Here is a 14,507-nt window from a genome sequence, read left to right on the forward strand (position 1 = left end):
TCTGTTTCAGGATATGCGGTTGGTAGGGAGAGAAGCAGCCGGAACTTCATCGTTCGCAGTGGGAGCGTCACGCTGCCCCGCGTCCACGTTGTCCCAGATGAGCCGCGGATCGAATTGATGCGATGCGAGCATGGTCAGGACCACAACCGCTCCGAAAGCGAGGGCGGCCGGTCCCGCAGTGATGACGGCAAGCGAGCCGAAATGCACCAGTGTGACCGTCAGCGCAACGACGAAGACGTCGAGCATCGACCATCGGCCAATGCGCTCGACGAGCCGGTACAGGATTGCTCTTTCACGAGCGCGCCATCCCGAACCGTGAGAAGCGGCTACCGTGAGAAGCGTGAGAACAACGAGCTTGAGAACCGGCACGAGAACGCTGGCGACAAAAACGACGACAGCAAGGGGCCAGTCTCCCGATGTCCAGAAATACGCGACGCCGCCAAGGATCGTGTCGTCTTCCGAACCGCCCACGGATGAGGCGTGCATGATCGGCAGCAGGTTCGCCGGAATATAGGCAAACGCGGCGGCGAGAAGCAGACTGGCCGTTCGCGTCAGGCTGTCCGGCCTGCGTTCGTGCAGCACATGCTGGCATCGGGAGCAGCGCTGGTGGGCCTCTCCTTCGATACGCGCCTGAACGAGTGCGCACGCGTGACAGCCGACAAGGCCGGCGCGTTGTGCCGTGATGGCGGGCGGTGAGCCGGTTTTGCGCGCCCCCAATGGCCGTGTGAAACGCCCTCGCCCTGTACTGACTCTCGACCAGCGAACGTCCGCAATTCGAGAACACCTGATTTCGTCACGGACCGCCCAGAGCCTGCTCGGGTCGAATGAAGCAACAACGCCCAGCATGACAGTCAGCGCGCCCGTTGCGAACAATCCCGGTCCCGGGATCACTTCCGCGATGCTGACCATTTTCACGATCGTCACCAGCACACCGAGCATGAACACCTCGATCATGCCCCACGGCCGAACGAGCTGCACGAGACGCACCATCGCGTTGAATTGAGGTGGCAGTTTGCCTAGCCGGAGCGGCACCAGCACATATAGCAATGAGAGCAGCTCGATCAACGGGAAGAGTACCGCCGAGCAGAACACCATGATCGCGACGACGCGCATGTTGCCGGACCAAAGCGAGCGCACGGCGCCAAACAGCGTCGCCTCGGATGTCATGCCGTTCGCGCGTAGCTCGATCACCGGGAAACTCTGTGCGATGCAAAAAACGATCAATGCGGCGAGCGTCACGGCGCAAATCCAGTCAAGCGGCCATCCGCTACCCGGTAGCGCTGGCATGCCCGCACCGCAGCGCGAACAGGCTGCGCGGCGCCCTTTGACACTGGAAGGCTTGCGAAACAGCAGATCGCATTCGTGGCAGGCAATTAGTCTCTGATATTCCATACGGAGATAAAGCGGAAATCCGGGGGCATTCACACTGGCGCAACGGCCGAATCACGCGGCCGGCGCGGCAGCCCGTCAATTGATGTGTCCAACGGCCATCGCGTGGATCGAGCCACTGCTGAACGGCGAGAGCCGTCCTGGCGGATCGCCCTCGCGTTTCACGAACGCCTGGGTCAATGCGTTGATGCGGTCGTCTGCTGAGTCTGCTGAGCCGAGGGCAGTTCCCCCATCGCCTGGAACAGTGCGGCTGTATCGGTCATGCGCTGGCCCGCTGCGCGCACTGCGCCGATCTCTGCGTTCAGATACCGCGACTCGCTCGCGTGCGTTACTGCCGAAGGCAGCGAGCCCAGGCGGTGGCGCGACGCCGTGTCCTCGAATGCCGTCCGCGCGGCGTCGGCGGCGACTTCGCTCGACGCGAGGGTCTGTGCGTCGTTGTCCAGCGCGGCGAGTGAATTCGCCACGTCCTGGAACGCCGAAAGCACAGTGGACTTGTAATGCAGCACGGTGGCGTCGTAAGTATCGATCGATGCGCGGCGCTGCGCGAACAGCGCGCCGCCATGGAAGATCGGCTGCGAGAGGCTCGCGCCGATAGCCCAAAGGCCGCCCGCGCCCGAAACCACTGCCGGCCAGCTGAAGCCGCCGCGACCCATCGCGCCCGTCAGCGACAGGCTCGGGAAAAGTTGCGCCGTTGCCTCGCCCACATCGGCGGCCGCCGCCTTGACGGCGCCGTCGGCAGCCTGGATGTCCGGGCGCGAGCGCAACAGGTCCGAAGGCACGGCGACGGGCACGTGCTCTGGCAACGACAGGCTGTCCAGATCCGGCACGCTCGGGGCATTGTCCGGTGTACGGCCCATCAGCACCGCCAGTGCATGAACCGCCGTCGCGCGTTGCTGACGCAACTCGGGCAACGTCGCCGCGATGGAAGCCGCGTCCTGTTTCGACTCGAGCGCCTGGACGCGCGATACTGCGCCCAGCGCGTAGCGCTGCTCGTCCTCGTTCGCCGCATCGTTCGATACGGCAACGAGCCGCTCGGTGAGCGCAATCTCGCGATCGAGTGCCGCCACATTGATCGTGGCGGCCACGATGTTTGCAGCGAGCGCACGGCGCGACGCTTCGAGTTCAAACGCCTGCACATTCACACGGGCCGCGCTCGCCGAGTTCATGTAGCGCGTCTGGCCGAACAGGTCGAACGTGTAATGCGCGAGCAACTGCCCGGCAAAAAAATTGTATTGCACTTGCTCGGGGAGGCCAAGCTGGGGCGCGACCGGTGAGCGGGCGCGCTGGACCTGCGCGGCGCCGTCGATCGATGGCAGCGTCGATGAGCCGATCTGCGCGCCCAGTTGCTCTTGCGCCGCAGCGAGCGTACGCTGCGTCGCCGCAAGCGTCGGGCTGTTGCGCAGTCCTTCGTCGACGAGCGCATCCAGCGCGGCGCAGCGGTACAGCCGCCACCATTGCGGCCCGGGAGTGGCGCCGACATCGAAGGTCTGCGCAACGCCACCCGCGGCCACCGTCTTCGCCGGCTGTGCTTGCGCACCGTAGTGCTCGGGCGACGGCATGGCCGGCGCCTCGCCGCTCGGCCCGAACGAGCACCCCGTCACAGCGAGTCCCGCGGCCACGGCCAGCACGGATGTCTTGTAGGTAAAAGTCATGATCAACCCTCCGTATGCTCGACGACGACCTCGTGGGTGCCGCGCTCGTCACGACGGACCCTGAAGCACGTCGCGTAGAGCGCGGGCAGGAAAAACACAGTCAGCACCGTGGCGGTGGTGATGCCGCCCATCAGCGCGGTCGCCATGGGTCCGAAGAAGCCGGAGCGCAGCAGCGGAATCAGCGCGAGCACGGCGGCGGCGGCCGTCAGCATGATCGGCCTGAAACGCCGCACCGTTGCGCCGATAATGGCGTCAAAGCGCGCGTGCCCCGCCGCGATGTCCTGATCGATCTGGTCCACGAGAATGACGGAGTTGCGCATGATGATCCCGAACATCGCGATCACACCAAGCAACGCGACGAAGCCAAACGGTTTGCCAAACAGCAACAGCGCAGTCACCACGCCGATCAGACCCAGCGGTGCGGTAAGCACGACGATGAAGGTGCGCGCAAAGTTTTTCAGCTGGATCATCAGCAGCGTCAGCACCGCGATAATCATCAGCGGCATTTCCGCGTTGATCGACCTCTGGCCCTTCACGCTCTCTTCGACTGCCCCGCCCACCTCGATCCGGTATCCGACAGGCAGCTTCGCGCGCACGGCCGTCAGTGCGTGCTCGATGTCGCGCGTTACGTCGATGCCCTGCGCGTCGCCGCGCACGTCGGCCTGCACGGTGATGGTCGGCTGGCGGTCACGCTCCCAGATCACGCCGTACTCGAGCGTGTCGCGCACATGTCCGAGCGAGCCGAGCGGAACCGGGCCGCCCGGTGTCGGAATCGCAAGGCTCGTGAGCTTTGCGGGGTCGATGCGCTCGCTCTTCGGCGCGCGCAGATCGACGTTGATCAGCTTGTCGCGCTCGCGGTACTGCGTCACGGTGTAGCCGGACAGCGTCATGGCGAGGAAGCTCGAAACGTCCTCTGACGTGACGCCAAGCTGGCGCGCGCGGTTCTGGTCGATCTCGAACGAGATTGAACGTTCTGCCGGTTCGTCCCAGTCGAACTGGACGTTGCGCGTGCGCGAGTCTGCACGGACCTTCTCTGCGACCGTTTCCGCGACCGATCGCACAGTCGCGATATCGTCACCGCTCACGCGGAACTGGATCGGGAAACCCACGGGCGGACCGTTTTCGAGGCGTGCCACACGTGTGCGAACACCGGAAAAGTCCTTCTCCAGTTTCGCGTCGAGCCAGTGCATCAGTTCCTCGCGTGTTTCGACGTCTTTGGCCGTGATCACGAACTGCGCGAAGTTGGGCTGCTGCAGCTGCTGGTCGAGCGGCAGGTAAAAGCGCGGCGCGCCCGTGCCGATGTAGTCGACGAAATGGTCGATCCCGGGCTTGCCATCGAGGACCTTCTCGAGGCGCTTTGATTCACGTAACGTCGCCTCGAACGAAGCGCCTTCCGGCAGCCTGAGGTCGACCAGCAGTTCGGGCCGCTCGGAGTTCGGGAAGAACTGCTGCGGCACGCGCGTGAATGCCGCCATCGCAATGACGAAGAGCACGACGGTGACCCCGAGCACGACCCAGCGTCGGTCGATACACGACGCGACCCAGCCCGACAGACGCCGGTAAAAGCCCGTGTTGTAGACATCATGTTCATGGCCACCGCTCGCGTGAGCCTTGCTCTCCGGAAGCAGATGGAAGCCCAGCAACGGCACCAGCACGACTGCAGCGAACCACGAAACGACGAGCGCAATGGCCGATACCTCGAAGATCGAGCGTGTGTATTCACCCGTGCTCGATTTCGCGAGCGCGATCGGCAGGAAGCCCGAGACCGTGACGAGTGTGCCCGTCAGCATCGGGAATGCGGTGCTCGTGTAGGCAAAGGCCGCCGCGCGCATGCGGCTCCAGCCTTGCTCCAGCTTCACGGCCATCATTTCGACGGCGATGATGGCATCGTCGACGAGCAGCCCGAGCGCGAGCACGAGCGTACCGAGCGAAACCTTGTCGAGCCCGATACCGAATAGATGCATGCACAGCGCCGTCACGGCCAGCACAATCGGAATCGTGATGACGACGACCATGCCCGTGCGCAGGCCGAGCGAAACGAGGCTGACCACCAGCACGATCGCCACCGCTTCGCCAACCGCCTCGACGAAGTCGTCTACAGAGTGCTTGACCGCGTGTGGCATGCTCGAGACCGGCTCGAGCTTCACGCCGGCCGGCAGCGACGCCTGCAATTCCGCCGTCTTCGCGTCGAGTGCCTTGCCGAGGTCAATGACGTCGCCCCCCTTTTGCATCGTTACACCGATGCCGAGCACAGCGTGGCTGCCAACGCGCATCTGTGTGACGGGCGGATCGTCATAACCGCGCTTGATGGTTGCAATATCGCCAAGACGGAACGAGCGGTTGTTGACGGTGATCAGCGTGTCCGCGAGCGCCTGTTCATTCTTGAACGCGCCGCTCGGCCGCACGAATACGCGGTCGTCCGCCGTCGTAATGGTGCCGACGGGTGCGACGGTGTTCTGCGCGTCGATTGCATGAGCGAGTTGCTGCGGCGTGATCGACAGACGCGTGAGTTGCGCGTTCGAAATCTCGACAAAGATATGCTGATCAGGGTCGCCGAAGTAATCGACCTTCGCGACGCCCGGCACGCGCAGCAGAACCGTGCGCAGCTGATCCGCATAGTCATGCAGTTGCGCGGGCGTAAAGCCATCGCCTTCGAGCGCGTAGATGTTCGTGTAGACGTCACCGAACTCATCGTTGAAGAAGGGCCCGGCCGTTCCCCTCGGCAGCGTCGCCGCGATATCGCCCACCTTCTTGCGGACCTGGTACCAGGTCTCGGGCACCTCCTTGACAGGCGCCGAGTCCTTCATCGCGAAGAAGATCATCGACTCGCCGGGGCGCGAGTAGCTCTTGATGTTGTCGACATACGGCGCCGCCTGCAGCTGGCGGCCAATCCGGTCCGTGATCTGTTCCTGCACTTCGCGAGCGGTCGCGCCCGGCCAGTACGTCTTGATGACCATCGTCCGGAACGTGAACGGCGGGTCTTCCGATTGCGCAAGATGGGTATAGCCGATCACCCCAAAAAGCGTGGCCAGCCCGATCAGAAAAATCACGAGCTGCTGGTGCCGCAGCGCCCATGCAGAGAGGTTAAAGCCTGTACCGCTAGCGCTTTGCTCGCCAGAAGCGTTCGCCGGCGCGCTGTCGAGCGCGTGTTCGTGGTCGCGCGCGTTCATACCGAGGCATCCTCTGAATGCAGCGGGGGCACCACTTGCACATGCTGCCCGGAACTCACGGCATGCACGCCCTGCAGGACGACGCGGTCGCCATCGTGCAGTCCCGAACTGAACGAGACAGTGCGTTCGTCGTACCGCTCGATCGTGACCGGGCGCAACTCCAGCGTGTCGCTGCCTTTACGCACCACCCACACGGCCGGATTCTCACCCTTGTGGAAGAGCGCCGTCACCGGCAGAGTGAAGACCTGGCCGGCATCGTCCGCTACGCTGAATGCCACATTCGCGGTCATGCCAAGACGCACCTCGGGACTCGGTGCGGTCAGCGTGAGCTTCACACGCCACGTGCGGCTTTGCGGATCGGCCGCCGCCGAAACCTCGCGCACCTGCGCTTCGAAAGTCTTGCCGGGCAGCGCGGGCAAGGTGACGCGCGCGTTGCTGCCGACGGCGAGAGCGTTCAGCGTTCTTTCAGGCGCGTCACAAACGACATCGACGTCGCCCGTCCAGTCGAGGTGATATACAGCCTGGGTTGCCTGAACGTTCTGGCCGGTATCCACATCCTCGGAAGTGATGACGCCGTCGTGGTCCGCGGTCAGTGTCGCGTAGCTCAGATGATCCGTAGCGAGCGCCATCTGGGCGAGCGCGGAAGTGCGCTGCGCAAGCGCTGAAGCGTAGGCATCCTCGGTCTGCTCCAGTTGCGCGGGAGCAATCAGGTTCGCACGCGCCTGAGCCTGATCGCGGTCGAGCTGCTGCTTTGCAAAAACGAGGCGATGCTCGGCGGCGTCGAGCTGCGCGCGCGCATTGACGAGGTTGTTCTGCAGATCCGTCGGGTCGAGCAACGCAACCACCTGTCCCGCCTTGACCGTATCTCCGATATGCACTCGCCGCTCGATGACCTTGCCTCCCACCCGGAACGACAGAGGCGTCGAATAACGCGCCTGTACCTGTGCCGGCAGCGAGTTGCTCTCAGCGTGCCCATCCGGATGAACCGCAAGCGCAACGACGGGCTTGGCCTCCGGGACGACGGCATCAGTCTGGTGGCATGCACAAAGAGCGATGGCGCTGCACGCCGCAACGACGACAGTCAACTTGTGCGTCGACGGAAAGAAGGAAGGCAGGAGGGAGCGCACTCGTTTCAGCGCGACAAGACCGGGTTGTTTCACGATGTTCACAAGGCAGGTGATGAATACAGGTAGAAAAGTCATCTGCGCCGATGGCTAGTCGCGCCTGCAAGAAGCGCGCGTTGCCCGTAGCGCGAAAACGAAGCCATTGATGCGGAACGGATCCTCTTCGGCAACCCCATGGACCGGCGGCCCGAGCTTTGTTGACAGGCCATCGCAGCGGATCGCCACACGTGTCTCGAAGCGGCTCGGCACCATCTGACAGGCGCATTCGCTGATGCATGCGCGCTTTCTGCGCGGCGCACGCGGACTTTGGCGCCAGGCATCTACCAGCGTCTCGGAGACGCTTTCGTTTCCCGTGGGGGTTTTCCGCTTCCACCGTCGCACGGATGACATTAGACCCATTACTGATGATATTGTCAACCATGACATTTAAATCTAAAATCTGACAATATATGGTTCCAGGAGCTGACATGCCCAACGTCCCGATTTCCCGCACGAGTCGTCGGCAACTGGCGAAGGCGCCAGTTGCCGGTCGCGAGTCCACCACAACGCGATCGCCGCGCGTGGCCCGACGCAAGCTCGAAACGCGGCTTCGTTTGCTCGATGCCGCGTTTGCGCTGGCGACGGAAAAGGGAATGGAAAGCGTCACGATCACCGAGATTACGAACGCCGCCGACGTGGGATTTGGGTCCTTCTATAACCACTTCGATTCAAAGGAAGGGATCTTCGCCGCGCTCGTCGAATGGTCATTCGAGGAATTCGCGACTACGCTTGATCGTCTCGCAACCGGGTTGTCCGACCCGGCCGAAGCGATCGCAGTGTCGGTCCGTCACACGCTTTTGCGGGCCTACCGGGAGCCGGTTTGGGGGCAATTACTGATACGCGAAGGGCTATCCACGCGGATATTGAGCAGGGGGCTCGGTCAGCGGCTACTGCGGGACACGAAGCGAGGGATTTCGGAACGACGCTTCATGGTCGCGGACGAACTGATGTGCGTGTTTTCTGTGATCGGTACTGTCGTCGCTGCAATAGCTGCTGAGCTTCACCTCTCTGGATCTTCAAAGCGGGCGGTTCGCGCACGAAAGACCCTTCGATCCAGGCACGAAAAGTTCGCCGACAGCACGGCGGCCATTGTGTTGCAGGCGTTCGGCCTCAAACGCACCGAAGCCGAAAGGATTGCTCATCGCCCCTTCCCTGCGCCCCCTCAGGCGGCGAGCGTTTCAAGCGAAACGGCGGCATGACGCCAGGCACGGAGATCGCCAGGATCGAGCGAGTCGACGCAAATCCTCAGGTTCTCCGACCTTCCGAAGCTAGCCGTCAGCGCGCGAACGAGCCTCACTCAACTGCCAAAATAAATGTTGCAGAAACTGACCGGGCCGACACAACTGTCACTCGAGGAGGGTTTCGGAGGAGTCTCCTTCCTACCACTTTCACTAGTTCCGCTCGATCCTGCACCGGTACCGCTGTCTTGCATCGCGTTCATTTGGGCCTGACGTTGCTGGTAGATCGGGCTAGCATCCGGGTACGAGGTATCGGTGACCAGATTCAGACCGTGATTTTCCGCATCAATAAGTTCCTGTCGCACTTCCGCACGGGTCTTTTCATGCGCGTTTGCGTCAGTGACAACCGCCCCGCAAATACCGGCAACGAGGATTACGCCCATAATTTTTCGCACGTTCATCTCAACACCTCATAAGGTTCGCCCGCTGTCCTTCTGACAGGCCCACTAAAACGCTGGCACTTCAGCTTGAGCGTTTTTTCCTGTACTGAAAGATCAACCGGGTTCAATTCGTCATCCTAACGATGATCGTTTTGATCATCGCCCATGTGACAAGCACATTCTCGAGCTTGTTACTGGATAAATCGATTCAAATACGCTTTTGGTTACAGCGGAGAAACGAATTCGCTTCTTACAGCTGCTTCATCGAGATCGGATTGGGCAACAACCATAGCGGCATGCAATCCAGCAAGCTCATGGGAGACGCTTCATATCAGACGTGGAAACAGAATCCGCGCTATTGCTAGTGGCCGCCACGCGCTGCGGAGATGGGGGTCTCTACCAACGGAGTATCCATCTACCGGCCATTCCACCGATCAGGGCGGGAATGGCCATGCCAAGCGAGTACCACGTCGCCCAGAAAGGTACTGCGGTCTCTGGACAGCGAAAGCAATAGGCCAATGTGCCGATTGCTCCTGCCAGCAGTCCGGTAGCCACGCCTGCCGCAACCGGCTGTGTTGCGGCCAGCCCCCGCATTGCCCAGAACAGTATAAGCAGCGGCAGGCATGACAGCTCCGCAATGTATAGCGAGCACGTACGCCACGTATGGCCCAGCACAAGATCTGTCCGTGTCGGGGTGGGTGACGCAAGCAGGGTGATCACTGCCGCCAGCCACACCGCTGCCATTGGCAACCCGAGGACAAGCCAGAGGCGCCCCACTTCGACACCCGGTTGTGAAAGGCGCGAGGTGACCCACAGCCCACCTACCGTCATCGAAAGCGGTAGCAGAACCTTGATCCAGAAGAGCGGCGTGAAGACCACTCCCTCGAGCCGCACGCCGCTCACCGGGATCGTTTGAATCAGCAGCAACGCCGTTACGATGCTCATCGCGAGGGCCCGGCCCAGCCGTTTGCCAGCCACCGCACGGCTCGGAGGACGCGGCGCGTCTGCCAGCATCACAATGAGATCTTCAGTCTTCATGGGCTTTCTTCCGAATTTTCGCGGCGAGCGCCTTGAGTCCGCGATGCACGCCAACCTTCACTGCAGACTCGGAAAGCCCCGTCGCCGAAGCTGTTTCCGCAACGGACATGCCCCACAGGCGCATGTGCACAATCGGCAATTGCTGGCCTCTCGGCAATGTCGCCAGCAATTGCTGTAAATCGCGTCTCGCATCCGCAGCTTCCGTGCTGGAATCGGTGAAGAACTCACCATCATCATCCAACGGCTCGTGCAGCGAATCCCAGCGAAAGTACGCGCGATGATAGTCTGCAACCTTGTACCGGACGATCGCGCTTATCCAGGCGGTAAGCGGTACTTCCGGCTTGAAAGTTTCAAGACCCTTGTGGACCGCAATCAGGATCTCCTGCATCAGGTCCTCGATGTCTTCGTCCTTCCTGCGCAGCTTCTTTCGCAAGCGCGCCCGCAAATGTCCCGTCAGCTCGTAAAGGAATGTCCGGTAAGCCTTCCTGTCGCCCTCAAGCGACTGCGCGAGGAGCGAAGTCAACCGGCGTTCAACCTCCGAACTGGCCGTCGCGTGCTCATGCACTCCGGCTGCGGGGTTCAGTTTGCTGACTGTCATGATCCAGAAGCTCGAAGGATGCGCCGGAGCGCCAGCTTGTCCTTCAGACTGCCTCTGCGGACATCCGGAGTCGTGTGCTCACACGTGCGTACCATGGACGCAACAGCGTATCGACAGCGAGTGGGCCCACACCACCAAATACGAGCGACAGCAACCCGGCCACATATAGCAAGTCGGTTTCGTAACCAGGCGGCCCGAACCGCGGCACACCGCTCACGACATCCATCAACTTGATCGAGGTGAACCCGAACTGCAGATGGACGGTAAGCGTCGCAACGAGCAGCACAGCAAGCATAGGCACCGTCGCGAGTGGAACAAATGCTCCGCAGAGAATCGCAAAGCCGCCCAGCAGTTCGATCACGATGGTCGCCCATGCCATGAAGTGTGGAGCGGGTACGCCAAGAGCGTGGAGGATGGCGGCGAAATGCTCGGGGTTCTTTGCAATTTTTGCGTACCCGTGCGCCATGAATCCGTAACCGACTACAAAGCGGACTGGTAACGGCGCATAACGTTGAAACTTCGAGACTAGCCACCACGGGTCGGCAAGACGGAAGACAGACGAAAGCGGATTCATGCGTGATTTCCCTATGGGCAAACCGGCGAAACGCGCCGGTGTGGGTGTTCAACCAATGCGACCGGATTGCGGTCTCCACAGGGTATATCGGTGCGCCACGCGACCTGGTTACACGCATGTGCCGATTTTCTGGTCCTGAAACCCGCTGGCTTCACGCCAGTCACCCCCCAAGCGGCCCCAATGCGACACCCACAACACAACCTGCGATCACGATCAGCAGCACGAACGCCGCAATCGAGGCAAACCGGTAGTCGCGTTCGATCGTATAAACAGCGAGCATCAGCATCAGTCTCGCGACAGGTAGCAGGATGATGATGCAAACGCCCACCGTGAGCGCGGCGCCGCCGAACGGCTCGACAGCCGCACTTGCCGACCAGCGCAGCGCGATGCCAGCCGCCATCGCGCACGAGCCCGCCCACGTGCCATAGTGGAGCAGCGCAGCCAGAAGCCTTTCGAGCCTCGCGCTCGCGCGCGGTTTGGGGGGAATCCCAGGGGCCAGGTCCATGGTTCGAGCGTCAGAACGGGTTAATGCCGCAACCTAGCAGCAACATTTGCACGGCTACCGCCACCAGCACCACAACGAAAAGCCCGCGCAGACGCTGGCTGGAAACCTTCATGAGGATGCGCGCGCCGAGCAGCGCGCCAGCAACGGAACCGAGAGCGATCGGCGCCGCAATCGAGGTGACGATCTCACCGCGCAGGAAGTAGGCGCACGCACTCGCGGCGGCGGTCACGCCAATCATGAAGTTGGACGTGGCCGTGGAGACCTTGATAGGCAGGCGCAACGCCGTGTCCATCGCGGGTATCTTCAGCACGCCACTACCGATGCCCAGCAGCGCAGAAACGAGGCCCGCCACATACATGAGCCCGAGCGCCAGCGGCACGCGCCCGACCGTATAGGCGATTTCGCGACCCGTCGCGGTGTCCGGATAGCTGCTGTCGAGGGCGTTCGAACGCCCGGTTCCGTTTGCCGGCACGCCAGGACGCTCCACTCGCCGCACGAACATCTGCCACGCCGAGACCAGCATGACGCCCGCGAACAGGAAATCGAGCGCCCTCACGGGCACCACGCCGGCAAGCACGACGCCCGTCAGGGCGCCGAGCGTCGTACCGCTTTCCAGCAACACCGCGAGGCGCACGTGCGTGAGACGCCCGCGCAGATACGGCGCGGCGCTGCCGCACGAGCAGGCGATTACGGAAACCAGGCTCGCGCCTACCGCCGCATGCAGGTCCATGTGGCCGAACACGGTGAGCGCGGGGACGATGAAAAGGCCACTCGCCATGCCGAGCATGCCGCCTAGCGCGCTGCAACCGAGCGCCACGGCAAAGAGCCAGAGGGCGGAGTCGATGATTTTCCTCCGGTAATAGCGAGGGCCCGATGACGGACTTGTGCACTCGCACGTTGTCGTATCCAGATTCAACACGACATATCATGTCATAACAAGTTGAAGATGGCAATCGCACCGGGACTCCCGACGAGGCGCGGCGTATAATTCGAGGACCTTCAGCTGCGCACGCCATCGACCGCCGCCCTGCCCTTCGCCGCCATGTCCTCTGCCTTCGAGATCGAGTCGCCCGTCCCGCTCTACGTCCAGATCAAGAACACGCTGCGCGCCGGGATTCTCGACGGCGAATATCCGCCCATGAGCCGCATGCCCTCGGAAAGCGAACTGCAGGCAATGTTCGACGTGAGCCGCATCACGATCCGGCAGGCGCTCGGCGACCTGCAGAAAGAAGGGCTGATATTCAAGGTGCACGGCAAGGGCTCGTTCGTCTCGCAGCCGAAGGCCGTGCAAGACATCACGTCGCTACAAGGCTTCGCCGAGGCAATGCAGGAGAGCGGTCACGAGATCGTCAATCGCGTCCTGCAGTTTCGCTTCGTGCCTGCGCCGGCGCACGTGGCACAGCAGCTCGGTCTTGAGGCGCGGACTACCGTGGCCGAAATCCATCGCGTGCGCCTGCTCGAACGCGAGCCGGTTTCGTACGAGATCACCTTCGTGCCGGAAGCGATCGGCAAGCGTCTGCGGCGCGCCGACCTCGCGACACGCGACATCTTTCTGATTCTGGAGAACGATTGCGGCGTCACGCTTAGCGGCGCCGATCTGAATATCGACGCCGTCGCAGCCGAAAGCGCGATCGCTCGTGCGTTGGAGATCAAGAAGGACGCGCCGCTGCTGCGTATCGAACGGCTTACGCAGGACAGTGACGGCAATCCTGTCGATTTTGAGTATCTTTATTTCCGCAGCGGCGCGTTCCGGTACGCACTGCGCGTGGAGCGCAAGCGCACCGCTTCCGTCGGGCGCACGAAACGCGCGAAATGAATGCGCCGGCGCGTGCCGCTGCGGACGTGCGGAACGAGCAGTCGTATCGATAGATCATGACCTGCGGATCGAGTTTCTGCATTTCTGCGCTCGATTAGCACGATGTTCTCAACGTCCAGACGTAGTTGCTCCCGCAGATTTCCTGATGAGTGCCCGCGCTATATGCCGGCAATTCGCTATCCGGCAAAGGCGGCGCGACGTACCAACCAGTTCGCGGCTGGCCTTGACTGCTCTCGAAGCGCACGGGTATCTGCCTGATTGTCGTCTATCAGAAAGCGTTCAGAACCGACTCAAACGGCAACGCTGCCCTTTCGGCGGTCAATGAACCTTCCGCATCTGCAGAGGACAAACAGGTACTCTTTCGCGTCGGCATCCGGCACAAGTTTTGATGCGGCTCTCCGCGCGAGGCGCACGGTCGAACACCAGCGCCTCGCGCGGCGAAGCTTCGAACGAAGGATTGACTTTCTCCCTTCGCTTCAAGTTAAGGCGGCGCCAGTGACGCGCCGCCTTACTGGACAGTTACGCCGTCTCTGTGGCCGTGGCCGAGGCGCGCAGGCGTTGCACGAGCTGGTTGTCCTTACCCTGGACCAGCGGCGTGAGCGTGAGGTTGAACTCGATGTCCTTGTACGTATCGCCTTTCAGGCCGAGCGCGGTGCCACCGGTCTTTTCCGTCACGGGCGGAATCAGCTCTTCGCGCGTTGCGTAGGCGAAGTCGTCCCAGATCAGCGGGTCGCCCTCGATATTGAATTGCGTGGTGAGCTTGCGGCTGTTATCCGCCGAGACGAAGAAGTGCACGTGCGCCGGGCGATTGCCGTGGCGGCCAAGGCCGTCCAGCAGCCGCTGGGTCGAGCCCTGCGGCGGGCAGCCGTAGCCGACCGGCATGAGCGTGCGGAATTCGTACTTGCCGTCCGCGCCGGTCTTGACCGCGCCGCGCAGGTTGAAGTCGTCCTGCGCGCCGGTCGGGTCGAAGTGCGAATAGAAGCC

At 62.3% G+C, this 14,507-nt stretch carries 13 protein-coding genes; 2 read left to right on the plus strand and 11 right to left on the minus strand.

Features of this window, described 5'->3' with window-relative positions; all coding sequences use genetic code 11:
* Positions 1-6 precede the first annotated feature (6 nt).
* The 4 genes from A3CW_RS49230 to A3CW_RS0140350 form a co-directional block, all read right to left on the minus strand.
* Entirely contained in the window at positions 7-1,392 is a 1,386-nt protein-coding gene (locus A3CW_RS49230; protein ID WP_051482042.1) for a paraquat-inducible protein A, read from the minus strand.
* Between the two features lie 173 nt (positions 1,393-1,565).
* On the minus strand, positions 1,566-3,041 hold the full coding sequence (locus A3CW_RS0140340) for an efflux transporter outer membrane subunit (RefSeq protein ID WP_028208596.1): 1,476 nt from the start codon (positions 3,039-3,041) through the stop codon (positions 1,566-1,568).
* A gap of 2 nt (positions 3,042-3,043) precedes the next feature.
* Positions 3,044-6,211, minus strand: a complete 3,168-nt coding sequence (locus A3CW_RS0140345; RefSeq protein ID WP_028208597.1) for an efflux RND transporter permease subunit — start codon at positions 6,209-6,211, stop codon at positions 3,044-3,046.
* Positions 6,208-7,380 (minus strand): efflux RND transporter periplasmic adaptor subunit, encoded by a 1,173-nt coding sequence (locus A3CW_RS0140350; RefSeq protein WP_245623863.1) that lies wholly within the window; start codon positions 7,378-7,380, stop codon positions 6,208-6,210. The genes A3CW_RS0140345 and A3CW_RS0140350 overlap by 4 nt, the downstream gene beginning before the upstream one ends.
* Positions 7,381-7,802: 422 nt before the next feature.
* Between A3CW_RS0140350 and A3CW_RS0140355 the strand changes: the two genes are divergently transcribed.
* Positions 7,803-8,573, plus strand: a complete 771-nt coding sequence (locus A3CW_RS0140355; protein ID WP_028208599.1) for a TetR/AcrR family transcriptional regulator — start codon at positions 7,803-7,805, stop codon at positions 8,571-8,573.
* Between the two features lie 98 nt (positions 8,574-8,671).
* On the opposite strand, the gene A3CW_RS51655 is transcribed toward A3CW_RS0140355, so the two are convergent.
* From A3CW_RS51655 to A3CW_RS0140390, 6 genes are all read right to left on the minus strand, one after another.
* On the minus strand, positions 8,672-9,013 hold the full coding sequence (locus A3CW_RS51655; RefSeq protein WP_081772037.1) for a DUF4148 domain-containing protein: 342 nt from the start codon (positions 9,011-9,013) through the stop codon (positions 8,672-8,674).
* Positions 9,014-9,388: 375 nt separating this feature from the next.
* On the minus strand, positions 9,389-10,030 hold the full coding sequence (locus A3CW_RS0140370) for a DUF1109 domain-containing protein (protein ID WP_028208602.1): 642 nt from the start codon (positions 10,028-10,030) through the stop codon (positions 9,389-9,391).
* Positions 10,020-10,628: a sigma-70 family RNA polymerase sigma factor gene (locus A3CW_RS0140375; protein ID WP_051482043.1), complete on the minus strand. Its 609-nt coding sequence runs from the start codon at positions 10,626-10,628 to the stop codon at positions 10,020-10,022. The genes A3CW_RS0140370 and A3CW_RS0140375 overlap by 11 nt, the downstream gene beginning before the upstream one ends.
* A 43-nt stretch (positions 10,629-10,671) precedes the next feature.
* The gene (locus A3CW_RS0140380) at positions 10,672-11,202 is read right to left on the minus strand and encodes a DoxX family protein (protein WP_028208604.1); all 531 of its coding nucleotides are present in this window, start codon (positions 11,200-11,202) and stop codon (positions 10,672-10,674) included.
* A 160-nt stretch (positions 11,203-11,362) separates the two neighbouring features.
* A complete protein-coding gene (locus tag A3CW_RS0140385) occupies positions 11,363-11,707 on the minus strand; it encodes a DUF1634 domain-containing protein (RefSeq protein WP_051482044.1) in 345 nt (114 codons plus the stop codon).
* A gap of 10 nt (positions 11,708-11,717) precedes the next feature.
* A complete protein-coding gene (locus tag A3CW_RS0140390) occupies positions 11,718-12,554 on the minus strand; it encodes a sulfite exporter TauE/SafE family protein (protein ID WP_028208606.1) in 837 nt (278 codons plus the stop codon).
* A 195-nt stretch (positions 12,555-12,749) separates the two neighbouring features.
* Here A3CW_RS0140390 and A3CW_RS49235 point away from each other — a divergent pair, with 195 nt between their 5' ends.
* Positions 12,750-13,523, plus strand: coding sequence for a GntR family transcriptional regulator (locus A3CW_RS49235; RefSeq protein WP_035515406.1), 774 nt, complete (start codon positions 12,750-12,752; stop codon positions 13,521-13,523).
* 519 nt (positions 13,524-14,042) lie between these two features.
* Here the strand turns inward: A3CW_RS49235 and A3CW_RS0140400 are convergent.
* Positions 14,043-14,507 (minus strand): dioxygenase family protein (locus A3CW_RS0140400; RefSeq protein WP_028208607.1); only part of this gene is annotated, 465 nt, incomplete at its 5' end.

The sequence above is a fragment of the Paraburkholderia nodosa DSM 21604 genome (assembly GCF_000519185.1).
Taxonomy (GTDB): Bacteria; Pseudomonadota; Gammaproteobacteria; order Burkholderiales; family Burkholderiaceae; genus Paraburkholderia; species Paraburkholderia nodosa.

Bases quoted from the DNA above. Each gene is read 5' to 3' on its own strand.
- A3CW_RS0140340 (WP_028208596.1), bottom strand. From the start codon at position 3,041: ATGACTTTTACCTACAAGACATCCGTGCTGGCCGTGGCCGCGGGACTC.
- A3CW_RS0140375 (WP_051482043.1), bottom strand. From the start codon at position 10,628: ATGACAGTCAGCAAACTGAACCCCGCAGCCGGAGTGCATGAGCACGCG.
- A3CW_RS0140370 (WP_028208602.1), bottom strand. From the start codon at position 10,030: ATGAAGACTGAAGATCTCATTGTGATGCTGGCAGACGCGCCGCGTCCT.
- A3CW_RS51655 (WP_081772037.1), bottom strand. From the start codon at position 9,013: ATGAACGTGCGAAAAATTATGGGCGTAATCCTCGTTGCCGGTATTTGC.
- A3CW_RS0140355 (WP_028208599.1), top strand. From the start codon at position 7,803: ATGCCCAACGTCCCGATTTCCCGCACGAGTCGTCGGCAACTGGCGAAG.
- A3CW_RS49235 (WP_035515406.1), top strand. From the start codon at position 12,750: ATGTCCTCTGCCTTCGAGATCGAGTCGCCCGTCCCGCTCTACGTCCAG.
- A3CW_RS0140380 (WP_028208604.1), bottom strand. From the start codon at position 11,202: ATGAATCCGCTTTCGTCTGTCTTCCGTCTTGCCGACCCGTGGTGGCTA.
- A3CW_RS0140345 (WP_028208597.1), bottom strand. From the start codon at position 6,211: ATGAACGCGCGCGACCACGAACACGCGCTCGACAGCGCGCCGGCGAAC.
- A3CW_RS0140385 (WP_051482044.1), bottom strand. From the start codon at position 11,707: ATGGACCTGGCCCCTGGGATTCCCCCCAAACCGCGCGCGAGCGCGAGG.
- A3CW_RS49230 (WP_051482042.1), bottom strand. From the start codon at position 1,392: ATGGAATATCAGAGACTAATTGCCTGCCACGAATGCGATCTGCTGTTT.